Raw genomic sequence first — 21,102 nt, 5'->3', positions numbered from 1 at the left:
ATGAGATGACATGAGCGATACGGAAAACAAAGGCCAGCAGATGTGGGGTGGACGCTTTGCCGCGCAACCGTCCGACATCATGCAGTCGATCAACGCCTCGATCGATATCGACAAGCGTATGGTGCTGCAGGATGTGGCGGGCAGCCGGGCTCATGCGGACATGCTGGCAGAGTGTGGCATCATCTCTGAAGAGGATAATGAAAAAATCCAGGGCGGCCTCGACCAGGTTCTGGACGAGGTCAAGGCCGGCACCTTCCCGTATCGCGTCGAGCTGGAAGACATTCACATGAATGTCGAGGCGCGCCTCAAGGAGCTGATCGGTGAACCAGCGGGCCGCCTGCACACAGCGCGTTCGCGCAATGACCAGGTGGTGACCGATTTCCGTCTCTGGGTTCGCGGCGCGCTGACCGAAGCGCAGGCTGGCCTTCTGGCGCTGCAGAAGGTGCTGGTCCGCCGGGCTGGCGAGACCGCAGAGACTGTAATGCCGGGTTTCACCCACCTGCAGACGGCGCAGCCCGTGACACTCGGCCACCACCTGCTGGCTTATGTCGAAATGGCCGAGCGGGATCGCGGTCGGCTGCACGACGCTGCGCTTCGGCTGAATGAGTCGCCGCTTGGCGCTGCTGCGCTTGCGGGCACCGGATTCCCGATCGACCGGGACATGACCGCTGAAGCGCTCGGTTTTGACCGGCCCATGGCAAATTCGCTGGATGCGGTCTCGGCGCGCGACTTTGCGCTTGAGGCGCTGGCCGCGCTTTCCATTGCCGCAACGCACCTCTCCAGGCTGGCCGAAGAGCTGGTTTTGTGGACGAGTGCCCAGTTCGGTTTCGCCGTCTTGTCGGACGAGTGGTCGACCGGCTCCTCGATCATGCCGCAGAAACGCAATCCTGACGCTGCCGAACTTATCCGGGCGAAAGCTTCGCTGATTGCCGGACAGTTCGCGAGCCTGCAGGGGGCCGTGAAAGCGCTTCCTCTGGCCTATGCGAAGGATTTGCAGGACGACAAGCGGCTCACTTTCGAGGCATTCGATACATACGGCCTGTGCGTGAAGGCCATGACGGGAATGATCGAGACGGTAAGCTTCAATGCCGCGAATATGCGCGCAGCGGCAGCAAAAGGCTTTTCTACGGCGACAGATCTTGCCGACTATCTCGTCCGTGAGATGAAGATGCCTTTCCGCGACGCGCACCACGTTACAGGACGTATTGTGGCGTTGGCGGAGGCTGATGGCGTGGACTTGGCGGCACTGCCATTACAAAAGATGCAGACTGTCGAGCCGCGACTTACGGATGATGTGTTTTCCGTGCTAAGCGTTGAGGCTTCAGCAGCAAGCCGCCAGAGTTATGGCGGCGCATCTCCTGTGCGCGTGGCCGAACAGGTGACGCTTTGGAAGACAAGACTGGGCCTGGAGGCCGATATATCCGAATGAGACGACCCACCAAGCTGATACTCGCGCTTAGCGCCTGCGCCATGATGGCGGCCTGTGGTATTCGCGGCGACCTTGAGCGTCCGCCGCCAATCTTCTCCGATCCGCCGGACGAAGAGGCGATGACCCCTGTCGCATCTCCTGTGGAACTGGCGCTTGGGCCGGAAAAAGGCTCTGACGAAGCGTACTACAATGAGCTTGGCGGCGAGATTCCGAAACCCGATCCGGCAGCAGATGTTGGCGAAGGCGGGCTCGGTGACATCGAACCTGGCTGAGTAAGACCGTTGCATCATTTTCACTACAAGGACGGGCGTCTCCATTGTGAGGACGTTTCGCTGGATGCGATTGCCGACGAGGTCGGAACGCCTGTCTATGTGTACTCATCTGCGACGTTGCGCCGGCATGCCCGTGTGATTGCAACAGCCTTTGAGGGCATGGACTGCCTGATTGCTTATTCGGTGAAAGCGAATGGCAATCTCGGTGTCCTGAAAACGCTCGCGGCGGAAGGCTGCGGTGCGGATGTTGTGAGCGGGGGCGAATTGCTGCGCGCCCGCAAGGCGGGCATCCCGGCCTCGAAAATCGTCTTCTCCGGCGTTGGCAAGACACGCGCAGAAATGCGTCTCGCATTGGAAGAGGGTATCCACCAGTTCAATGTCGAGAGTGCCGCGGAAGTCGAGGTGCTTTCCGAGGTGGCGAGCGCTCTGGGACAGACGGCCGAGGTTGCGGTTCGCGTAAACCCGGACGTTGCCGCAGGCGGTCATCCCAACATCTCTACCGGCAAGGCTGGCGACAAATTCGGCGTGCCGTGGGACGATGCCGAAACGCTTTATGCGCGCATCGCCAGGCTTGAGGGTGTCGAGGCGGTCGGCGTTGACGTGCATATTGGTTCGCAAATCGATGTCATTGCGCCGATGCGGGCAGCCTTCGAGCGTGTTGTCTCGCTGGTGAAGCGCCTGCGGGAGCAGGGCAATGACATTCGCCGTATCGACCTCGGCGGTGGCCTCGGCATCCCTTACAGGACATGGGACAATCCCCCGCCGCCGGATGAGTATGCCGCCATGATCCGCGAGGTTACCGAGGGTCTGGGCGTTCAGGTCATTCTTGAGCCCGGCCGGGTGATTGCAGGCAATGCCGGCGTCCTTGTCACCGAAGCGCTTTTCACGAAGCCTTCGCCGAAGCGGACCTTCCTTATCGTTGATGCCGGGATGAACGATCTGATGCGGCCTGCCCTCTATCAGGCCCATCATGACATCCTGCCGCTCAGGGAGCGTCCTGACAGTGCCGACCAGATCAGCTACGATGTCGTCGGTCCGATCTGCGAGTCCACGGACAAGTTTGCGGCTGAACGGAACCTGCCGGTGATACAGTCCGGTGACCGCCTCGCCTTCATGTCGGCGGGCGCTTACGGTGCCGTTCTTTCGTCGCAATACAATGCCAGACCACTCGCGGCGGAAGTGCTTGTCGATGGCGACCGTTATGCCATCGTTCGCAGGCGACCGACGTTTGACGAAATGGTTGCATTGGAGGCGACCCCTGATTGGCTGACCTGAAGCGTATTCCCGGCGTAGAGCCCAAGATCGCCCGCACGCGCGGCAATCTGTGGCGCCTCGCGGCCGCGCGCGCTTTCTGGCCATTTGCCGTTCTTGTCAGCCTGTTCCTGATCTTTGCACTCACAGGTGTCATCGATGCGGCGAGCGAGAAGCTCGCCTCGCTTTCACTGATCATCTTTGTCGCCGGACTGGTTATTCTTGGTGTTCTTGGCTGGGCCCGGTTTGCGCCGCCCGACAGGCAGCAGGCCGTCCGCGCTCTCGACCGTCAGTCCGACCTGCGCCCGCTCGCAACGCTGAGTGACCGTCCGGCCCGGCCCGAAGCCGATGGCGTTGCGCTCTGGCGCGCGCATGAGACACGCCTTACCGATGCGGCCCGGCGGCTCAGCATTCCGAGTTTCTCGAATGAGTGGAAGGCCGCCGATCCCTTCTATCTGCGCTATGTCATTCCGGTGTTTGTCGCCCTTGCCATCCTTTTTGCCTGGGATGCGACGGGGGGGCGCCTCCAGCGGGCTTTGTCGCCGGATATTGGCAGTCTCTTCGGCGCCGAAACCATTCGCATAGAGGCCTGGATCACGCCGCCTTCGCATACCGGCAGGCCACCGATTTTTCTTCAGGACGATCAACAGGCCGTGCGCGTACCCGCAGGCTCTGAAGTGACTGTTCGCGCCCAGGCCCCATCGGCCCCGAAGCTGATTGTCGATGGGCAGGATAGTGATCAGAAACTTCGCTTCGAGACGACACCTGAAGGTGCTTATGAAGCCAAGGCTACCATCACCACTGACAGCGAGATAAGTGTCGCTTGGTGGGGCACGCGCGCCAGCTGGACTGTTCGGGCCTCACCGGATGCGCCGCCGGAGGTGGAGTGGGTCTCCGAGCCGGAGCTGACCCCGAACGACAAGACCGAATTCGGCTGGAAAGCCTCGGATGACTATGGCGTCGAAAATCTCGAACTGGTTTTCAGGCGCATCGATGGCGGCGGCGACGGCTCGCCGGATACGGTCACTGTCCAACTGCCTGCGATCTCGCCGAAGGAGGCTGAAGACACAACCGCAATCGACCTCACCCGCCACCGCTGGGCGGGCCTTGAGACCGAGGTTCGTCTTCGTGCGACAGATGGTGCCGGACAGACCGGTCTTAGTGAGCCAGTCAACTTTGTCATTCCGGAGAAGCTCTTGCTGCAGCCGCTGGCCCGGGCCATTCAGGATATTCGGGTCACTATCCTGCGCGAGGATGCCGCCTATGAGGCGATGCCGAAGAATGACGAGGCGCTGACAGAAGACGCCGTCTACACGGCTGCGACCCAGCGTATTGGCTATGCCCCGCACGGTATACAGCGCGCCTCGCGCATGATCGAGGCAGTCACCTACAAGCCAGCCCGGTACTTCGAGGATGTGAGCATCTATCTCGGCCTGCGCCATGCCGATGCGATCCTGCAATCGTCGGTCTCGACTGATGAGGCGGAGACCACCGAACCGCTGCTCTGGTCGCTTGCCCTGCGCGCGGAGTATGGCAGTGCGGCTGACGCGCTAAGAGCCCTTCAGGCTGCCCGGGAAGCGCTCGAGGAGGCGTTGAGGGATGGCGCATCCGAAGCCGAGATCAAGCGCCGGCTCGAAGCGTTCAGGCAGGCCGCCCAGAATTACCTCGCCGCACGTATGGCGGAAGCAATGGCCAACGGTCTTGAGGCGCCGCAGAATGATACAGACAGCGCCCAGCAAGGTGGTGGATCAAGCCTTGGCGGGTCTGACTTTGCCGACATGCTCGACGCGCTTTCGGATCTGACGGAAACGGGTGCCACCGATCAGGCACGCCAGCTGCTTTCCGACATCACCAACATGTTGGAAAATTTGCAATTCCAGCAGGGCAATGGATCCGGCGACGGCTTCCCCGGCATGCCGGGTGAACAACAGGGTGAGAATGATGAGGATGTTCCACAGGAAGAGCGCGAGCTCTCCGAGACGCTGCGCGAACTCTCCGATCTGCTCCGCGAGCAACGTGAATTGAATGACGACACACTGGCCGAGGAGCGCGGTGAAAGCCCGCGCCGGGGCAATCAGCAGCCCGGCCAGCAACCGGGGCAACAGCCCGGTGAAAACGGTGAAGGTGAGGGCCAATCTGGCAATAGCCTCGCCGATCGACAGGAAGGCCTAGGCGATCTGGTCGAGCAGTTCGCTGAAGAACGCGGCGAGGGCGGCGGTTCGGAAGAGGACGACGAAGGTCAGGGCAGGGCCGCCGGAGAACTCGACGAGGAAACCGTGGAGGCGATTGAGCGGGCCCAGCGCCGGGCCGCCGAAGCCCTTCGCGACGGCAACATGATGCGCGCCCAGCGCAATCAGGGCGAAGCAACGGAAGCCTTGAACCAGCTTGCCGAGGGCCTTGCCGGCCAGCTGGACGAATTGCGCCGTGAGCGTCTCGGAGATGAGTATGGCGGTGGAGCGGAAGAAACCGATCCCTTCGGGAACCCGATGGGTGGCGTCTCAGACGGCCGCGACGTCAATATTCCCGACCAGGCCGAGCGGCAGCGTGCCAAGGATATCCTGGAAGAGCTGCGTCGCAGGTACGGTGAAACGCCGGATGAGGAAGAGCGCAATTATCTCGAACGGTTGCTCGACCGGTTCTAGGGATCAGGCGGCGCTGGGCCCGCTCCCATTGGTCTTGCCGCCGCCCTCATCATTACCGCCAAAATTCCGCATCATGAAGATCGGCACCGAGCCGCGCTCGGTCATGGCCCAGTCCAGCGGTTGATCGTGGGGCTCGGCAGGCAGGTCGTCGAGCATCTGGCCATAGAAGCCGATACCGCAGGCGAAGACACGGCCCTCCTCGCGAAGACCGGCAAGCGCCCGGTCGTAATGGCCTTTTCCATAACCGATGCGGTTGCCGACCTTGTCGAAGGCGAGAAGCGGCATCAACACCAGGGTCGGCTGAATGCGTGGCGCTGTGTGAAGCGGTTCGCTCAGGCCAAATGGGCGGCGTTCCAGTTCTTCCCCATCGGTCCACAGTCGGAAAGACATGCTGCCATCATCATCCAGACGCGGCAGGGCGAGCTGGGCGCCTGCCTCGGCCAGTCTTGCCATAAGCGGGCGCGGATCGACTTCGCTTCCGATTGGCCAGTAACCGGCAACAACGGGCCCATAGCGCTCAAGGAGTTTGAGCGGGAATTTTTCAGCGAGTGTGAGGCCGGCATCCGGATCCCGGGCATGCAGCTCGTCGCGCAATTCCTTCAGGTCGGCGCGAAGCGTAGTCTTGGCGTCAGCGCTCACGCAGGCTCCTTTTCATCCATCCCGACAAGTGCCTTGGCATAGGCTTCGGCACTGAACGGCTGGAGGTCTTCGGCTTTTTCCCCAACGCCGATGAAGTGGATCGGCAGGTCATGCGCTTCGGCGATGGCAACGAGAACGCCGCCCTTCGCGGTCCCGTCCAGCTTCGTCATCACGATACCGGAGACGCCTGCGGTGTGCCGGAAGGCTTCCACCTGGGAAAGCGCATTCTGTCCGACCGTGGCGTCGAGGACGAGGATGACGTCGTGCGGCGCTTCCGGATCGAGCTTGCGGGTCACACGGACAATTTTGGCGAGTTCCGACATCAGCTCCGCCTTGTTCTGGAGCCGGCCTGCTGTATCGACCAGCACGAGATCGAGCCTTTCGGCTTTCGCCTTTTCCACGGCTTCATAAACGAGGCCGGCGGCATCGGCGCCGGTGGGCTTCGACATGACGGGAATCCCGGCGCGCTCGCCCCATACCGTGAGTTGTTCGATGGCTGCAGCGCGGAACGTGTCGCCTGCAACGAGGAGAGCGCTTGCCCCCTGTTCTTTCAGCTTCGACGCAATTTTACCAATTGTCGTTGTCTTGCCTGAGCCGTTCACGCCGACAAACAGGACGATGCGCGGCGTTGGACCGTCAGAGAAGTCGACGACCTGCTCTCGCGGCTTCATGATGGCTTCGATCTCCTCGGCCAGAGCCGCCTTGATCTCGTCATCCGTCACATCCTTGTCGAACCGGGTCTTCGCCAGGTTTGTTGTGACCCTGGCGGCAACGCGTGCGCCCATATCCGAGGTGATGAGCAGGTCTTCCAGCTCCTCGAGCGCTTCATCGTCGAGCTTACGACGCGTGAAAGTACCGGTCAGGCTGGCGCCGAGCTTAGAAGAGGATTTTGAGAGACCACTTGTCAGCTTCTTGAAGAAGCCGGGTGATTTCGTTTCCGCATAAGGGTCCGGCTCGACGCTCTGAGCTGGAGGTTTGGGCGCCTTGGCCGCATCTTCCTTGCGGCGGGCTTCCTCACGTTCCGCTTCGGCGCGGCGGCGCTCTTCAGCAATCCGGATCTCGTTTTCAGCCTTCTGGCGGGCCGCTTCGCGCTCAGCCTCTTCCTTGCGAATTCGTTCTGCTTCTTCCTCGGCCCGGCGCGCCTGAGCTTCGGCTTCCTCGGCAGCTTTCCGGGCCGCTTCGTCCTCAGCAGCCTTGAGGCTGGCCTCTTCTGCAGCCTTACGGGCCTGCTCCCTTGCGGCTTCGGCCTCGCGGGCCTGCGTCTCAAGCCTGCGGGTCTCGGTTTCGGCTTCTTCGCGCTCGCGTCTCTGGCGCTCTTCCCAGGCGCGATTGGCCTCGGCGACCTTGCGCTCGATCTCTGCCTTTTCAGCCGCCTCGCTTTCGGCCTTCTCTTTCTCGGCAGCGTCCTTCGCCGCAACCTCTTCGGCTGAAAGGTCCGGCGCGTCCATCGCTGCGCCGGCCTCTTCCAGTTCCTTCTTTTTCTTCTTTTTTCCGAACCAGAGGATCATGCAGGCTCACCGATCAGTTTACGTCCGTCCTGAGAGACTATCCTTGCCGCAACCGGACGGCCTGCTTCAAGCCCTTGAAATCCTTCAAGTGACACCTGGGAGAAGTCTCCAAGGCGGCCATTGGCCTCCTGCTCGACCAGAACATCGTGTGTCTGGCCGACATGCCCGTCCAGATGGCGCGACAAAGCAGCTGCGCCAGCGTCGCGCAGGCGTGCGGCACGGGCCTTGATGAGGGCCTTCTCAAGCTGCGGCATCCGTGCTGCCGGTGTGCCGGGGCGGGGGCTGTAGGGGAAGACGTGCAGGAAAGCGAGACCACAGTCCTCGACCAGCCTTATCGAATTTTCGAACGCGGCTTCAGTTTCCGTCGGGAAACCGGCAATGATATCGGCGCCGAGCGCGACATCCGGGCGGATCTGGCGTAGCTTGCCGGCCAGTTCAATGGCATCTTCGCGTGAGTGGCGGCGCTTCATGCGCTTCAGGATAAGATTGTCGCCATGCTGCAGCGACAGGTGCATGAAAGGCGCCATGCGCGGATCGCTCATCGCTTCGAAGAGCGCATCATCCATTTCGATCGCATCAATCGAGGAGATCCGAAGCTGCTTCAGCTCTGGTATGAGTTTCAGGATGCGCTGCACGAGATTACCAAGCTGCGGCTGACCTGGCAGGTCCGCGCCCCAGCTTGTCAGGTCGACGCCCGTAAGGACGATTTCATAGTGGCCTGTCTCCACCAGGCGGCGGACCATGGAAACGACGTCTCCGGCGGGCACCGAGCGTGAATTGCCGCGGCCGTAAGGGATAATGCAGAAAGTGCAGCGGTGGTCGCAGCCATTCTGGACCTGCACATAGGCGCGTGCGCGGCCCTCCATGCCGTCGATCAGGTGTCCGGCGGTCTCTTTCACCGACATGATGTCGTTGACGAGCACTTTTTCTTCGCCGTGGCGCAGAGCCGGGGAGGACCAGGTGCCGGCGTCCATCTTTTCCTGGTTGCCGATCACGCGGCTGACTTCCGGCATGGCGGCGAACTCGCCCGGATTGATCTGCGCGGCACAGCCGGTCACGACAATCTCGACGTCTGGATTGTCCTTCTTCGCGCGGCGGATTGTCTGGCGCGCGGTGCGCACGGCTTCTGCAGTTACAGCGCAGGTATTGATGATGACCGTATTGTCGAGGCCAGCCTTCTCGGCATGCCCTCTCATGACCTCGGACTCATAGGAGTTCAGGCGGCAGCCGAGCGTGATGACTTTCGGCGAAACAAGAGGCTTTGTATCGGTGGACATGGTCAATCCGCCCAGATCGCGCGTCTGACCACGGGTTTCAAGGCTTATCAGCTGCAGCTGCCGATCCGGGTGCCGCTGAAATCGCCCTTCATGTCGATGCTTCCGCCGCCGGGCTGACTGCCTTCCATCGTCATCGTTCCTTCCATGGATGTGCCGTCATTGGAGGCCGTCGTTTCCATCCGGCCCGTCATGGACGTACCGCTTTGGCTGCAATCAATGTCGAAGCTGATCGATTTCCCGGTCGATTGGACGTTCGAGGTGGTGCACTCTTCGCCGCTCAGGTCTTCCGGCTTGAATGTGGCATCCTCCTCGGTGATGCACTGCGTGTCGGTTGTCGTCTTTCCGGGGAGGCTCATCGACATGCCCTGAGCCTTCACGGTGCCTGTGAAGGTGTGGCTGGTTTCCCATTTGCCCGGCTTCACGCCAAGAGACTGGGCGGATGCGGTCGATGCTATGAGTGTGGCGGTAATGGCTACTGTGGTCAGAGCGTGCAGGCGCATGGCGTCCCTCCTTGTTGGCTTGGGTCAGCCTAACCGGAAGTTGCACAGACCTCCACCCATCAGACCTCGAAACTCATCTCCAGCTCGACCGGACCGGTCATCAGAACGTGGTCATCACTTTCGCGCCAGTCGATAGTCAGGTCGCCGCCATCGAGAATGAGTCTGGCTTTTCGTCCGGTCTTGCCGGCACGTGCGGCGCAGACGAGAGCGGCGCATGCGCCTGTTCCGCAGGCCTTTGTGAGCCCGGCACCCCGTTCCCATACGCGGAGACGGATGGTTTCCCGGTCTATAATCTGAGCGAAGCCGACATTGGTGCCTTCCGGGAATAGCGGGTGCCATTCCACCAGCGGGCCGATCTGCGGGATGTCATAAGCGTCGACATCGTCGACAAAGAAGACAGCGTGAGGGTTCCCCATGGAGACGACGGCCGGCCGCGACAGATAAGGCTTGTCCATCGGGCCGATACGGACATCGACGCCGCGCACGTCCATCTTCTCCGACAGTGGAATGTCTTCCCACGCCATGAGCGGTGAGCCCATGTCGATAGTGACGAGGTTTTCCCCCGCCTTGCGGCCCTTCAGGACGTCTGCCTTGGTACGGATACGCACTTCAGGCTTGTTGGACTCATCCAGAAGAAGATGCGCCACCGCCCGTGTACCATTGCCGCAAGCGCCCACTTCCTCGCCGGAAGAATTCCAGATGCGAATAAAGGCATCGGCGCTGCCATCGCGCTCGATTGCCATGACCTGATCGGCCTTCATCTTCTCGGCGATAGCGCGGATGCGCGCAGCATCGGGGTCAAACGTCCTGTCCCTTGCGTCAAAGACCGCAAAGGCGTTTCCCGCACCATTCATCTTCCAGACCTTCATGGGATTGTCATGTAAGGGAGGGGGCAGGCGAGCGGAAGTCGAAATCTACTTTGGCAGGCGGGCAGCGATCACCCAGCCCGACACCTGTGACACTGCGGCCACGATAAGCAGCAGGTCGGCAACCGGATGCCGCCAGAAAAAAGCAAGAAAAGCGACGCCGATCGAGATCCAGTCGATCCTGTCATCGCTGACGAGATAACCCGCCGGCCGACGCTCGCGTTCGATATACGCAAGCGTCAGTCCATGCCAGACGCGATTCATGGTCGGCGGGCCGAAAACATCCTGCAGCTCTCGCGGATCCGTGATGCCGGTGAGATTGCAGAGGACGCGCGCATCGACATGTCCGAGGTCCACTAGCTGCTTCAGCGTCATGGTGCCGAGCAGGCTGGCAATAGCCATCAGGATCGTCGCGATGGCGACGCCGAACAGGGAAAGGCCTTCGAGGAGGTTTATCATTGCCAGCGATCAGATGGGGACCGCCGCCCAGTAATCGAAGTCAAGAATGACATCGCTGGCATATTTCCCGTCTTCGCCGCGCAGCGGGAAGTCAGCGCAGGGGTGGTTCTTCGCGGCCACCAGCCGAAGGCGAAGCGCACCGGTCGTGTCGTTCAGCGTGGCCTTGTCCAGGACTTCCGACCAGGCATAGATCGTGTCTCCGGCAAAGAGCGGCCCGGCATGCGTGCCGGCATTGATTGCCAGCATCTGGGCGGCGCTTTCGAGACCGTTGAAAGACAGCGCGCGCGCAATCGAGATCACCACGCCGCCATAGATCAGGCGTTTGCCGAAGCGGCTGTCCTTTTGCGCATGGGCGTCGAAATGGACCTTGGCGGTATTCTGGTAGAGCCGCGTGGCGATCTGGTGTTCTGCCTCTTCGACGGTCATCCCGTCGACATGGTCGATCTTTTCGTCGATCTCATAGTCGCCATAACGCCACTTGGAACCGGCAAGCGCGTCATCCCAGTCGTCATAAGCCGGGGCGGGAAGGGCCGACGCCGGGACGGCCTCGGGCAATTCTGGAATAATCGCTTCCGGCGCAGGGTTTGATGGGTCCTTCTTGTTGACCATCACCCAGCGGACATAGGAGAGCACGGTCTCACCCTTCTGGTTCTCCCCGCGCGTCCGCACCCAGACCACGCCCGTCTTGCCATTGGAGTTTTCCTTGACGCCAATCACGTCCGAAATCGCCGTCAGCGTGTCACCTGGGTAGACCGTTTGCAGGAATTTCCCGTCGGCATAGCCAAGGTTTGCCACCGCGTTGAGCGAAATATCCGGCACCGTCTTGCCGAAGACGACATGGAAAGCCAGCAGCGGATCAATAGGGAGGGCTGTGAACCGATTGGCTGTTGCAAAGGTTTCGGCCGAATAAAGCGCATGGCGAGAGCCTGTCAGCGCGCGGTACAGGGAAATGTCGCCGGAGGTGACTGTCAGTGGCGTGGCGTGGACAAGCTCCATGCCGGGTTTGAAGTCTTCGAAATAGTGGCCCGGGTTGGATTTCGTCATGCTTCGCCTCGGTGTGTTGCCGGGGCCAGGCATCGCTTTAAGCGGCTCGCTGCCCCATCAGTATCTCAGGCGACCACCTGCACTGCCTGAGCGTCTGAAATCAAGACAGAAGAAATGACCGGGGCAAAAAGCAGCAGGGCGATAGCTGTGGCGAGACCGCCAGCGATCAGCTTTGCTTCAGGGCGCTGGAAGGCGTCGCGCAGGCCCGGCGTTCCATAAGCCACGAACTGCGGCCCGAAGAAGAGGGCCATTGAGAGGGCGAGGAAGGCCGCCGCAGTGAGAAGCAGGATCGTCATGACCTGCTTCATCGCACAGAGGCTTTGCTGCATGGCTTATGCGGCTTGTTAAATTTGATCGATTCCGGCTTTTCAGGTGATGTCGAGCAGTTTTTCGACTGGCCGTCCAAGCACGGCCTTTCCATCCTTTATTCCGATGGGCCTCTGGATCAGCTTTGGATTGTCCACCATCGCAGCAAAGAGATCGTCATCACTCATGCCCGGTGGGATGTCGAACTTCTTGGCATCCTTGTCGCGCAGGAATTCGCGCGGTGAGGCATTGCCCATCTTCGTGGCGATCTCTTTAAGCTCATCGATGCTGAGGGCCTCGCCCGCATTCATGTATTTGCGAATTTCCGGCTCGATGCCGTTCTCCTGAAGCAGGGCCAAGCCCTTGCGGGATGTGCTGCAGCCGGTGTGGTGAAGCAGGGTGTAGGTCATCAGGCCGTCTCCATCGCCTTGATCGCTTCATCGACGGCGACAATACGCCGGGCTTCTTCCAAGTGGAGAAGTTCGGTCATTTTACCGTTTACTTTCAATACGCCTTTGCCCTTGTTGGCCGGGTCGGCGAAGGCGTCGATGACATCTCGCGCCTGCTGAACGGCTGCTTCTTCCGGCGCGAAGATGCGGTTGGTCGTCTCGATCTGGGAAGGGTGAATCAGCGTCTTGCCGTCGAAGCCCAGCATGCGCCCTTGGCGCACTTCGTGTTCCAGCCCTTCCGCGTTCGAGATGTCGTTGTAGACCCCGTCAATGGCAACGATGTCATAAGCGCGAGCAGCGGCCATGGTCAGGCCGAAGGCTGTCTGGAAGGCGGTACGGTCTGCATCGACATGGGCGCGAAGTTCCTTGGCGAGATCGTTGGTGCCCATGACGAAGGCAGACAGACGTGTCCTGCCGGCGGCTTCGGCAATATCAACGATATTAAACAGGGCTTTGGGCATCTCGATCATCACCCAGAGACCCATCTCCTTCGGTGCGCCGGCCCGGCTCATGGCATCGTCCAGGCGGTCAATGTCACCGCCGTCGATGACTTTCGGCGCGAGGATCGCGTCTGGCCCCGCGTCCACGGCAGCCTTCATGTCATCCAGGCCCCATTCGGTGTCGAGGCCGTTGATGCGGATAACGACTTCCCGCTTGCCATACCCGCCTGCTTTTACCGCAGAACAGACCGTTTCGCGCGCTTCTTCCTTGGCGTCCGGCGCAACGGCATCTTCAAGGTCGAGGATCAGGGAGTCAGCGGGAAGCGACCTTGCCTTTTCAAGGGCGCGCGGGTTGGCACCCGGCATGTAGAGGCAGGAGCGGCGGGGGCGGTGGGTGGTCTGTGTGGTCATGCGGTCTTCATCCCTCGTACTGTCGGCGCAATCGATGCCTTTTCCCCTGCAATATGTCCAGTGCGGCCAAGTGTGCAGGCCTTTTCTTCCCCGTCTCATCGTGTATCGCTCCGCTCAGCAAAGATGAGGTCAGCGAGATGAGCGACATTCGCGGAACTGTGGCGCCAGGGTTCGAACCGGTCAGGGATGTTTTTGAGGAAACCTTTGTCGCAGGCGAGGAGCTGGGCGCGGGGTTCGCGGCCATTCTTGATGGCGAGACAGTGGTGGATATCCAGGGCGGATATGCCGACCGCAAAAAGGAAAAGGCGTGGAACGAAACCACGCTGGTACCGATCTATTCGACAACCAAGGGAATTGCTTCGCTGGTCATCGCGCGTGTGATCGGTGCGCTGGACGATGGCTACGAGACGAAGGTTGCCGCGGTCTGGCCGGAGTTTTCGGCCGGCGGCAAGGCGGATGTCACGATTGGGGAAATGCTTTCCCATCAGGCCGGTCTTGTCGGATTTTCAGAGCAGATCGATCCCGGTCTCTGGCTCGACCCGCCAGCACTGGCGGCAGAACTCGCTGATCTCGAACCGCTCTGGGAGCCGGGGACAGCGCATGGGTACCACCCGCTGACCTGGGGCTATCTGGCCGGGGAAATTGTGCAACGCATCAGCGGGAAAAGTCTCGGCACCGTGCTGCGTGAGGAGATATGTGGACCGCTTGGGATCGATTTCCATATCGGTCTTCCCGAGCATGAGCATGACCGGGTTGCCGAGATCATGCGTCCGCGCGAGATGCCGCAACTCGGCGACCTCAATGAATTCAAGAAGGTCGCCTTCCTGACGAAATGGGCCGCCCCTGACCGGGGCGGCGCAGAGTGGCGGACGATCGAGATCCCGTCCGCCAATGGGCATGGCACGGCGAAATCGGTCGCGCAGCTCTACGGACTTTATGCAAGCCGTGGGCATGGTGCTGGTAAACAGCAGATTCCAGAGGAGTCTTTCGCCGATCTGACGAAGCGTCGCGTGATTGGCGAGGATCTCGTCCTGCCTTTCGTGACCGAGTTCGCGGCCGGGGTGATGCGAAACAATCTCGGCATATACGGGCCGAATCCCGAGACGCTGGCGCATTCCGGCTGGGGAGGCTCCCTTGCCCTTGGCGATCCCGACAGGCACTTGTCAGCGGCCTATGTCATGAACAAACAATCCAGCTATCTTCAGGGGGACCCAAGGGCGCGACGGCTGGTGGACGCTCTTTACGGATGCCTTTGAAATCACGTTCCAGAAACGTTCCAGCGACAGCCCAATTCCAGCCCACTTTTGGTGACGAAATTGAACGGTAGCATTGACTGGATCGCGTTCCTTGCCGCCATGGCCGTCGTGGAGCTGACGCCCGGCCCGAATATGGGGTGGCTGACGGCCGTGTCGGCCCAGAAGGGCCGCCGGGTCGGGTTCACGGCGGTTCTGGGCATTACGCTCGGCCTTAGCGTTCAGTTGATCGCCGCAGCCGCCGGGTTTTCGACCTTTGTTGCCGGAAATGAGGTCGTCTATCAGACCCTGCGCTGGGGCGGGGTCGCCTTCATGCTGTATCTCGCCTGGACAGCCTTCGCCGAGACAGGCGATTCGTCTCCGGGTCATGAGGCCCAGGCCGAGGGGTTTCGCCGGGGGTTCATTGCCAATCTGCTTAATCCCAAGGCCCTTGTGTTCTACATCGCCGTTGTGGGCCAGTTTGCGACCAGCGAGTCCTGGCCGGTCTGGGCGCAGATCCTGGTTCTTGGCAGTCTCCACATCCTGCTGTCGGTCCTGGTTCATGCCGGGCTCGTCTTGCTGGGCGCGCAGCTTGGCGAGCAGATTGAGCGCTGGCGGCGATTGCTGGCCGTCCGTCTGGCTTTCGCGGGTGCGCTGGTGGCGATCGCCGCCTGGATCGCGTTTTCCACACGCTAAGCGAAAAAAATGTGCCTTTAAAATAGAAAATTCGCTTGCAGGGAGAGCTGGCATGGCGTTTGCTGTCTGTAAGGCGAACTTGGACTCTCCAACTTCACCATGCACCACTGCCCCGGCCCATTGTCCTCCTCGGCGCCGGGGCATTTTTTTGTCCTTATTCTGCGAATCTCGCCGCGCGGGCGAGGCGGCGCGCCTTTCGTTCGCCCAGAACGCTGTCTGTGGTGAAGACAATGAGGGCCGTCCAGATCAGGCCGAAGGCGATGGCGTCGACCAAACCGAAGGGCTCGCGGAAGATCAGGACCGCGATCAGGAACTGGATGGTTGGTGTCATGTATTGCATCATTCCGATCGTCGCGAGTTTCAGCCTTTTGGCCGCCAAGGCGAACAGGATGAGCGGCACGGCCGTGATCGGTCCGGCCAGTGGCAGGACAAGCCAGTCCCAGCCATAATCGCCGACCCAGCCGCCCTGACCGGTCGCCTGAAACCAGGTCAGCCACAGGAAGGCGACCGGGAAGAGAAGCGCGGTTTCGACCGCAAATCCGATCCGGCTGTCGACCTTGACCTTCTTCCGCACGGCTCCATAGGACGCAAAGCTGAAGCACAGCACGAACGACACCCAGGGCAGGCGCCCGAGCTCCCATGTCAGGACGGCGACCCCGACAGCGGCAATGGCAATTGCGATCCATTGGGCCGGCCGCAGCTTTTCGGAAAAGAAGACCATGCCGATGAGCACGCTCACCAGCGGGTTGATGAAATAACCGAGGCTCGCCTCGGTCACCCGTTCGGCCGAGACCGCCCAGATATAGACCAGCCAGTTGAGGGCGATAAGCGCTGCAGAAATGCCGAGATAGGCGATGCGCCGGCGGGTCAGCGCCGCGCGCAGATCTTTCCAGCGCGCCGCAGCTGTAATGAAGAGAAGCGCGGTCGGCAGGCCCCAGAGGATGCGGTGGGCCAGCATTTCCTGTGGCGCAATATGATCGAGCGCCCGGAAATAGAGCGGCAGCCCGCCCCATAGCAGGTAGGCGCCGAAGGCGCTGAGAAATCCTAGGCGAAGCTCCGGCGTCATGCTGCGGCAGGTAGTATGCCACTGAGCCAATGGCTACCCGTTTCGTGCGGTCACAGCATTCACGTCAGAATAGCTGACATAAAAAACGCCGCCCGGTGAGGGGCGGCGTTTCTGATGCTTCTGATTTTGTCCCGGCCTAAGCGTTCACGCTCTCCGGCTTCAGCACGCCGCGCTTGATCAGCTCTTCGGCGATCTGGACGGTGTTGAGAGCGGCGCCCTTGCGCAGATTGTCGGAGACGACCCAGAGGGCGAGACCGTTCTCCACGGTATTGTCGACGCGGATGCGGGAAACGAAGGTTGCCCATTCGCCCGCCGCTTCGACCGGCGTGATGTACTGGTCTTCTTCCGGGTTATCGATGACCTGGACGCCGTCGAAATTGCGCAGCGCTTCACGGGCCTCTTCCGGGGTGATCGGGTTGTTGAACTCGATATTGACCGTTTCGGAGTGGCTCACGAAGACCGGGACGCGCACGCAGGTGACCGTCAGCTTGATCTCCGGATCGATCATCTTGTGGGTCTCGTTCCACATCTTGGCTTCCTCGTCGGTGAAGCCGTCCTCGCGGAAGGAGCCGATCATCGGGATCGCATTGAAGGCGATCTGGCGCGGATACTCTTCAGGTTCGGGCTGATCGTTGACGAAGATGCCCTTGGTCTGGTTCCAGAGTTCGTCCATGCCCGCCTTGCCCGAGCCGGAGACCGACTGGTAGGTCGAGACGACCACGCGCTTGATGCTGGCAGCGTCGTGCAGGGGCTTCAGCGCCATGACGAGCTGGGCGGTCGAGCAGTTCGGATTGGCGATGATGCGCTTCTTCTCATAATCGAGCACGTCCTCGCCGTTCACTTCCGGAACGACCAGCGGCACGTCCGGGTCCATGCGCCAGGCGGAGGAGTTGTCGATCACGATCGCACCTTTGGCAGCGATCTTCGGCGCCCACTCCTTGGAGAGGCCGCCACCGGCAGACATCAGGACTACGTCCACCTGCGAAAAATCGAAGTCATCGAGCGCCTGGCATTTCAGGGTCTTGTCGCCATAGCTGACTTCGCGGCCGACCGAACGGCGCGAGGCGACGGCGAAAACCTGGTCTGCAGGAAAATCGCGCTCATCCATGATGTTGAGAAGTTCACGGCCCACATTGCCCGTGGCGCCGACGATTGCGACTTTGAGTGCCATATGTCTTGTCCTTTGTCGAAGCGCCCCCAATAGCCGAGAAAAGGTCGCTCCTCAATTGATAGTCTTGTCCGGGCGGCGGCTCATCCGCGCCACAGTGACAGGCTTGATTTCGCTCACATGTAATGCACTCTCCGCGAATGTTGAGTGCCAATGCTGCAACGCATCACCGATGGAGACGATCCTGATCGAAGACGTGATCTCGAAATATATCAAATCCTACAATTCCCGCGACATCGAAGGCATGCTCGATTGCGTGACCGAGGATGTCATCTTCGAGAACATCTCGAACTCGGGTCAGACGATGACCTTTGAGGGCCGTGACAAGATGGGCGAAGTGGCGGAACTGTCCGGCAATGCCTTTTCCTATCGCCGCCAGAAACTCGTGAGCCTGGTTATCGGTCAGGGCAAGGCAGCCGCCGAGATCGAGTTCGAGGGCAAGGCGGCCGTCGATCTCCCGAATGGGGTGAAGGCCGGTGAGACCATCAAGGTCCGCGGGGCAAGCTTCTTCGAGTTTCGTGGCCAGCTGATGAGCCGGATCGCGGACTATAGCTAAGCCTCTTTGCCGTCATCCCGGAAGAACTGAGAGGCGCTTCCGCGACCGCGCTCCGATAGAACCGGCCTCCCAGTTTCGCCTCCCCATGGTCAAGCCGTGGCGAAGCGTTCCGCGAGACCTGTTCCTAGAGGCAGTCGATAATTGCGTCTGTCATCTCGGTCGTCGACATCTCGCCGCCCAGATCCCGCGTGCGGGCGCCTTCCTTCAGGGCGTGGGCGACAGCGTGCATGACACGGTCAGCGGCATCTGGCCGCGCCAGCGACCAGCGCAGCGCCATCTCCAGTGACAGGATCGCCGCACAGGGGTTTGCGTAGCCCTTGCCGGCAATGTCGGGCGCTGAGCCGTGCACCGGCTCGAACAGGCCGGGCACGCCTTCGGCGCCGAGGCTGGCGGAGGGCAGCATGCCAATCGAGCCGGTCAGCATCGCGGCTTCGTCCGACAGCAGGTCGCCGAAGAGATTGTCGGCCAGGATGACGTCGAACTGCTTGGGCTGGCGCACCAGCTCCATGGCGCAGGCATCCGCCAGCATGTGGGTAAGCTCGATGCCCTCACCGCCGATCTCATGCAGGGCAGTGACTTCCTGCCGCCAGAAATGGCCGCTTTCCATGACATTGGATTTTTCGACCGAGCAGACCCGGCCGGAGCGCCCGCGTGCAATGGCGAAGGCGACACGGGTGACGCGCTCGATTTCGGGTGCGGTGTAGACCGATGTGTCATAGCCACGGCGCACACCGTTCTCGTCGGTATCGATGCCGCGCGGTTCGCCGAAATAGACGCCGGATGTCAGCTCGCGCACGATCATCAGATCGAGCCCTTCGACCCGGTCGCGCTTCAGGCTCGACGAATCGACCAGCGCTTCGAAACAGTAAGCGGGGCGGAGGTTTGCAAAGACGTCGAGCCCCTTGCGCAATCGCAGAAGCCCCATCTCCGGGCGTACGGCGCGGTCCACAGTGGCCCATTTGGGTCCACCAACCGCACCCAAAAGCACGGCATCGGACTTGTGCGCACGTTGCAGCGTCTCGTCGGAAAGTGGTGTGCCCTCGGCATCGAGTGCAGCGCCACCGACAAGGCCCTCCTCAAGAGCGACGTCAGGGGCCACGAGGTCTGCGATGCGGCGGGCGGCGCCGGTAACTTCCGGGCCGATGCCATCGCCCGGCAGGAGAAGGAGTGTCTGTTTCATGTCGGGTGTCGCTTTAGGCGCGGGCGGTACGGATTGTCCAGCCCTGTTGCGGCGTTAGCCGGTTTCGCCGTCCTTTGGAGGATAGGTCGGGTTATCGACCTTGTCGGGATCGATATCGACCTCAGGCTCGGTGGAAAGGACGTCCATGGCGCAGGCGGCGACGAACAGGCAAACAATCAAAATGGCGAACGTGAGTGTCTTCATGGGAACTGAACGGCCTCAGCCGGCCTCCGTTTCAAGCCAGGGCATGGCCGATTGCCGGCGGCGCTCATATTGCGAGATCGTATCCTCGGCCGTGAGTGTCATGCCGATATCGTCGAGCCCTTCCAGAAGGCTTGCCTTGCGGCCTTCGTCGACATCGAAAGCGATCTCTTCGCCGTCTGGCGTGGTGATGATCTGGCGCTCCAGATCGACAGTGAATTTGTGATTGCTTCCGCCCGCCTGATTGCCCAGCGCTTCACAGATTTCGAAGGGCAGCTGGATCGGCAGGATCCCGTTCTTGTAGCAGTTATTATGGAAGATATCGGCGAAGCTGGGGGCGATCACGCAGGTGATGCCTTGGTCCAGCAGCGCCCACGGCGCATGCTCTCTCGAAGAGCCGCAACCAAAGTTCTCCCCGGCGATCAGGATGCCCGCATTCTGGTAAGCGGGCTGATTGAGAACGAAATCCGGATCCGGGCTGCCATCCGCCCTGGTCTTGAGTTCATAAAAAAGACCCTGCGAAAGGCCTTCGCGCTCTGTCGTCTTCAGGAACTGTTTTGGGATGATCATGTCGGTGTCGACATTGGCCATTAGTCGGCCCTGATGGGTCAGCGGTGCGGCGGTCGAGGTAAGCGTGGTGAAGGCTTTCATGATCTTTCTCTATCGCTCCTCATGGGAAATGAACAGGGTGGGGACGCCAAGCGTGCCATTGCGAACGGTGAAGACGGCACTGCCCGGCTTGCGCCCGGTCCGGATTTCGGAGATGTCGAGCCCCGCCTTGTCGAGGCGGGCATGGGCGGTTTTCAGATTTGGAACGGTCCAGGTGAGGCCCCAAAGAGTGTCCGGCGCCTCTGGCGCATGTGCTTCGTCCAGCCGGTGGATGACTTCCAGGGTCAGACCGCCCGTGCGGAAGAAGAGGAAGCGCGTGCTCCATTGCTCAGCCGTGCGGTCCAGTCTTAGATCAAGACCCAGCCTCGCGCCATAAAGGGCGAGTGCCCGGTCCGGATTGGGTGTGTTGATGACGATATGATCGAGTGCTGATACCGCGTCAGAGCCTGCCATAACGGGCTTGGGTGCGGTTTCAGGCTGCAGGACGAAAATCTTCGTTCCGGCAGTCTGATCATCGCTGCAGCGGAAGCGTTTCCACCGCCGGGCGGCGCCATCGGCCTGATTCGAACTTTCGCCATCTGTAATATCTCCGGGTATAAGGCCCCGGCGCGTGAGTTTTCTATGTGTTTCGGCGATATCATCTGTCCGGAAGGCCAGGCTGGTGAGCCCCGGGCCTTTTTCCGCGACGATTTCGCGTAATCTGTCGGCTACAGCGCCGTCTCCGTCCGGCGCCATCAGCTCTAAGGCCGTATTCTGGACTGTGAAGAGCGCCGTCGCTGCCCCGTTTGCGCTCGCTCGCCAGTCAGGCTCGCGTCCAAGAAGCGAACTGTAGGTAGCCGTTCCTGCCTCGATCTCCGGGCAGACGAGCACAATGTGGTCGAGACCCGTCATCAGAGACATG

23 protein-coding genes are annotated in these 21,102 nt (G+C 61.0%); 7 read left to right on the top strand and 16 right to left on the bottom strand.

The features are described 5' to 3' along the window. Window positions 1-10: 10 nt before the first annotated feature. Genes argH through Q1K29_RS03765 form a run of 4 tightly spaced genes read left to right on the top strand, consistent with a single transcriptional unit; the run spans window position 11 to window position 5,594 of the window. Window positions 11-1,429 carry an argininosuccinate lyase gene (argH, locus tag Q1K29_RS03780; RefSeq protein WP_300391616.1) on the top strand — a complete coding sequence of 473 codons (1,419 nt, stop codon included), beginning with the start codon at window positions 11-13 and terminating at the stop codon, window positions 1,427-1,429. Next, window positions 1,426-1,701, top strand: a complete 276-nt coding sequence (locus Q1K29_RS03775) for a lipoprotein (protein WP_300391615.1) — start codon at window positions 1,426-1,428, stop codon at window positions 1,699-1,701. Before argH ends, Q1K29_RS03775 begins: the two co-directional genes overlap by 4 nt. Before the next feature lie 9 nt (window positions 1,702-1,710). Further along, a complete protein-coding gene (gene lysA, locus Q1K29_RS03770; protein ID WP_300391614.1) occupies window positions 1,711-2,976 on the top strand; it encodes a diaminopimelate decarboxylase in 1,266 nt (421 codons plus the stop codon). Beyond that, complete coding sequence (locus Q1K29_RS03765) at window positions 2,964-5,594, top strand: DUF4175 family protein (protein WP_300391613.1); 2,631 nt, start codon at window positions 2,964-2,966, stop codon at window positions 5,592-5,594. Before lysA ends, Q1K29_RS03765 begins: the two co-directional genes overlap by 13 nt. Before the next feature lie 3 nt (window positions 5,595-5,597). On the opposite strand, the gene Q1K29_RS03760 is transcribed toward Q1K29_RS03765, so the two are convergent. The 10 genes from Q1K29_RS03760 to Q1K29_RS03715 all read right to left on the bottom strand — a co-directional run bounded on the left by Q1K29_RS03760 (window position 5,598) and on the right by Q1K29_RS03715 (window position 13,493). Beyond that, window positions 5,598-6,233, bottom strand: a complete 636-nt coding sequence (locus Q1K29_RS03760) for a 5-formyltetrahydrofolate cyclo-ligase (protein WP_300391612.1) — start codon at window positions 6,231-6,233, stop codon at window positions 5,598-5,600. Then, on the bottom strand, window positions 6,230-7,741 hold the full coding sequence (gene ftsY, locus Q1K29_RS03755; protein WP_300391611.1) for a signal recognition particle-docking protein FtsY: 1,512 nt from the start codon (window positions 7,739-7,741) through the stop codon (window positions 6,230-6,232). The genes Q1K29_RS03760 and ftsY overlap by 4 nt, the downstream gene beginning before the upstream one ends. After that, window positions 7,738-9,018, bottom strand: a complete 1,281-nt coding sequence (mtaB, locus tag Q1K29_RS03750; protein ID WP_300391610.1) for a tRNA (N(6)-L-threonylcarbamoyladenosine(37)-C(2))-methylthiotransferase MtaB — start codon at window positions 9,016-9,018, stop codon at window positions 7,738-7,740. The genes ftsY and mtaB overlap by 4 nt, the downstream gene beginning before the upstream one ends. A 47-nt stretch (window positions 9,019-9,065) precedes the next feature. Then, on the bottom strand, window positions 9,066-9,518 hold the full coding sequence (locus Q1K29_RS03745) for a DUF3617 domain-containing protein (protein WP_300391609.1): 453 nt from the start codon (window positions 9,516-9,518) through the stop codon (window positions 9,066-9,068). A 59-nt stretch (window positions 9,519-9,577) separates the two neighbouring features. Beyond that, a complete protein-coding gene (dapF, locus tag Q1K29_RS03740) occupies window positions 9,578-10,387 on the bottom strand; it encodes a diaminopimelate epimerase (protein ID WP_300391608.1) in 810 nt (269 codons plus the stop codon). 45 nt (window positions 10,388-10,432) lie between these two features. Next, window positions 10,433-10,843 (bottom strand): hypothetical protein, encoded by a 411-nt coding sequence (locus Q1K29_RS03735; protein WP_300391607.1) that lies wholly within the window; start codon window positions 10,841-10,843, stop codon window positions 10,433-10,435. A 9-nt stretch (window positions 10,844-10,852) separates the two neighbouring features. After that, a complete protein-coding gene (locus Q1K29_RS03730; protein ID WP_300391606.1) occupies window positions 10,853-11,887 on the bottom strand; it encodes a MaoC family dehydratase in 1,035 nt (344 codons plus the stop codon). A gap of 65 nt (window positions 11,888-11,952) precedes the next feature. Next, the gene (locus Q1K29_RS03725; RefSeq protein WP_300391605.1) at window positions 11,953-12,183 is read right to left on the bottom strand and encodes a hypothetical protein; all 231 of its coding nucleotides are present in this window, start codon (window positions 12,181-12,183) and stop codon (window positions 11,953-11,955) included. A 72-nt stretch (window positions 12,184-12,255) separates the two neighbouring features. Further along, window positions 12,256-12,603 carry an ArsC/Spx/MgsR family protein gene (locus Q1K29_RS03720; RefSeq protein ID WP_300391604.1) on the bottom strand — a complete coding sequence of 116 codons (348 nt, stop codon included), beginning with the start codon at window positions 12,601-12,603 and terminating at the stop codon, window positions 12,256-12,258. Continuing rightward, complete coding sequence (locus tag Q1K29_RS03715; protein WP_300391603.1) at window positions 12,603-13,493, bottom strand: CoA ester lyase; 891 nt, start codon at window positions 13,491-13,493, stop codon at window positions 12,603-12,605. Before Q1K29_RS03715 ends, Q1K29_RS03720 begins: the two co-directional genes overlap by 1 nt. 137 nt (window positions 13,494-13,630) lie before the next feature. Here Q1K29_RS03715 and Q1K29_RS03710 point away from each other — a divergent pair, with 137 nt between their 5' ends. Continuing rightward, window positions 13,631-14,749, top strand: coding sequence for a serine hydrolase domain-containing protein (locus tag Q1K29_RS03710; protein WP_300391602.1), 1,119 nt, complete (start codon window positions 13,631-13,633; stop codon window positions 14,747-14,749). Window positions 14,750-14,809: 60 nt separating this feature from the next. Further along, on the top strand, window positions 14,810-15,421 hold the full coding sequence (locus tag Q1K29_RS03705; protein ID WP_300391601.1) for a LysE family translocator: 612 nt from the start codon (window positions 14,810-14,812) through the stop codon (window positions 15,419-15,421). Between the two features lie 154 nt (window positions 15,422-15,575). Here the strand turns inward: Q1K29_RS03705 and rarD are convergent, their stop codons facing one another. Then, window positions 15,576-16,487: an EamA family transporter RarD gene (gene rarD / locus Q1K29_RS03700; protein ID WP_300391600.1), complete on the bottom strand. Its 912-nt coding sequence runs from the start codon at window positions 16,485-16,487 to the stop codon at window positions 15,576-15,578. Between the two features lie 136 nt (window positions 16,488-16,623). Beyond that, window positions 16,624-17,658: an aspartate-semialdehyde dehydrogenase gene (locus Q1K29_RS03695; protein ID WP_300391599.1), complete on the bottom strand. Its 1,035-nt coding sequence runs from the start codon at window positions 17,656-17,658 to the stop codon at window positions 16,624-16,626. A gap of 169 nt (window positions 17,659-17,827) precedes the next feature. Here Q1K29_RS03695 and Q1K29_RS03690 point away from each other — a divergent pair, with 169 nt between their 5' ends. Further along, on the top strand, window positions 17,828-18,211 hold the full coding sequence (locus Q1K29_RS03690) for a nuclear transport factor 2 family protein (RefSeq protein ID WP_300391598.1): 384 nt from the start codon (window positions 17,828-17,830) through the stop codon (window positions 18,209-18,211). A 124-nt stretch (window positions 18,212-18,335) separates the two neighbouring features. On the opposite strand, the gene leuB is transcribed toward Q1K29_RS03690, so the two are convergent. The 4 genes from leuB to Q1K29_RS03670 are packed head-to-tail and all read right to left on the bottom strand — an operon-like array spanning window position 18,336 to window position 21,101. Then, a complete protein-coding gene (leuB, locus tag Q1K29_RS03685; RefSeq protein ID WP_300391597.1) occupies window positions 18,336-19,391 on the bottom strand; it encodes a 3-isopropylmalate dehydrogenase in 1,056 nt (351 codons plus the stop codon). A 54-nt stretch (window positions 19,392-19,445) separates the two neighbouring features. Next, entirely contained in the window at window positions 19,446-19,595 is a 150-nt protein-coding gene (locus Q1K29_RS03680) for a hypothetical protein (protein WP_300391596.1), read from the bottom strand. 15 nt (window positions 19,596-19,610) lie between these two features. Continuing rightward, window positions 19,611-20,243: a 3-isopropylmalate dehydratase small subunit gene (leuD, locus tag Q1K29_RS03675; RefSeq protein ID WP_300391595.1), complete on the bottom strand. Its 633-nt coding sequence runs from the start codon at window positions 20,241-20,243 to the stop codon at window positions 19,611-19,613. Between the two features lie 9 nt (window positions 20,244-20,252). Continuing rightward, a complete protein-coding gene (locus Q1K29_RS03670; protein WP_300391594.1) occupies window positions 20,253-21,101 on the bottom strand; it encodes a VOC family protein in 849 nt (282 codons plus the stop codon). Between the last annotated feature and the right edge of the window lies 1 nt (window position 21,102).

The organism is Henriciella sp. (assembly GCF_029937755.1).
Taxonomy (GTDB): domain Bacteria; phylum Pseudomonadota; class Alphaproteobacteria; order Caulobacterales; family Hyphomonadaceae; genus Henriciella.
The sequence above is the reverse complement of the archived record's forward strand: the minus strand, read 5'-3'. Positions and strand labels throughout refer to the sequence as shown.

Coding starts and splice junctions, on each gene's coding strand:
- Q1K29_RS03735 (WP_300391607.1), bottom strand. CDS start 10,843: ATGATAAACCTCCTCGAAGGCCTTTCCCTGTTCGGCGTCGCCATCGCG.
- leuB (WP_300391597.1), bottom strand. CDS start 19,391: ATGAAACAGACACTCCTTCTCCTGCCGGGCGATGGCATCGGCCCGGAA.
- Q1K29_RS03695 (WP_300391599.1), bottom strand. CDS start 17,658: ATGGCACTCAAAGTCGCAATCGTCGGCGCCACGGGCAATGTGGGCCGT.
- argH (WP_300391616.1), top strand. CDS start 11: ATGAGCGATACGGAAAACAAAGGCCAGCAGATGTGGGGTGGACGCTTT.
- Q1K29_RS03720 (WP_300391604.1), bottom strand. CDS start 12,603: ATGACCTACACCCTGCTTCACCACACCGGCTGCAGCACATCCCGCAAG.
- Q1K29_RS03690 (WP_300391598.1), top strand. CDS start 17,828: ATGGAGACGATCCTGATCGAAGACGTGATCTCGAAATATATCAAATCC.
- Q1K29_RS03680 (WP_300391596.1), bottom strand. CDS start 19,595: ATGAAGACACTCACGTTCGCCATTTTGATTGTTTGCCTGTTCGTCGCC.
- Q1K29_RS03775 (WP_300391615.1), top strand. CDS start 1,426: ATGAGACGACCCACCAAGCTGATACTCGCGCTTAGCGCCTGCGCCATG.
- Q1K29_RS03715 (WP_300391603.1), bottom strand. CDS start 13,493: ATGACCACACAGACCACCCACCGCCCCCGCCGCTCCTGCCTCTACATG.
- ftsY (WP_300391611.1), bottom strand. CDS start 7,741: ATGATCCTCTGGTTCGGAAAAAAGAAGAAAAAGAAGGAACTGGAAGAG.
- mtaB (WP_300391610.1), bottom strand. CDS start 9,018: ATGTCCACCGATACAAAGCCTCTTGTTTCGCCGAAAGTCATCACGCTC.
- rarD (WP_300391600.1), bottom strand. CDS start 16,487: ATGACGCCGGAGCTTCGCCTAGGATTTCTCAGCGCCTTCGGCGCCTAC.
- Q1K29_RS03725 (WP_300391605.1), bottom strand. CDS start 12,183: ATGACGATCCTGCTTCTCACTGCGGCGGCCTTCCTCGCCCTCTCAATG.
- Q1K29_RS03730 (WP_300391606.1), bottom strand. CDS start 11,887: ATGACGAAATCCAACCCGGGCCACTATTTCGAAGACTTCAAACCCGGC.
- Q1K29_RS03670 (WP_300391594.1), bottom strand. CDS start 21,101: ATGTCTCTGATGACGGGTCTCGACCACATTGTGCTCGTCTGCCCGGAG.
- leuD (WP_300391595.1), bottom strand. CDS start 20,243: ATGAAAGCCTTCACCACGCTTACCTCGACCGCCGCACCGCTGACCCAT.
- dapF (WP_300391608.1), bottom strand. CDS start 10,387: ATGAAGGTCTGGAAGATGAATGGTGCGGGAAACGCCTTTGCGGTCTTT.
- Q1K29_RS03745 (WP_300391609.1), bottom strand. CDS start 9,518: ATGCGCCTGCACGCTCTGACCACAGTAGCCATTACCGCCACACTCATA.
- Q1K29_RS03710 (WP_300391602.1), top strand. CDS start 13,631: ATGAGCGACATTCGCGGAACTGTGGCGCCAGGGTTCGAACCGGTCAGG.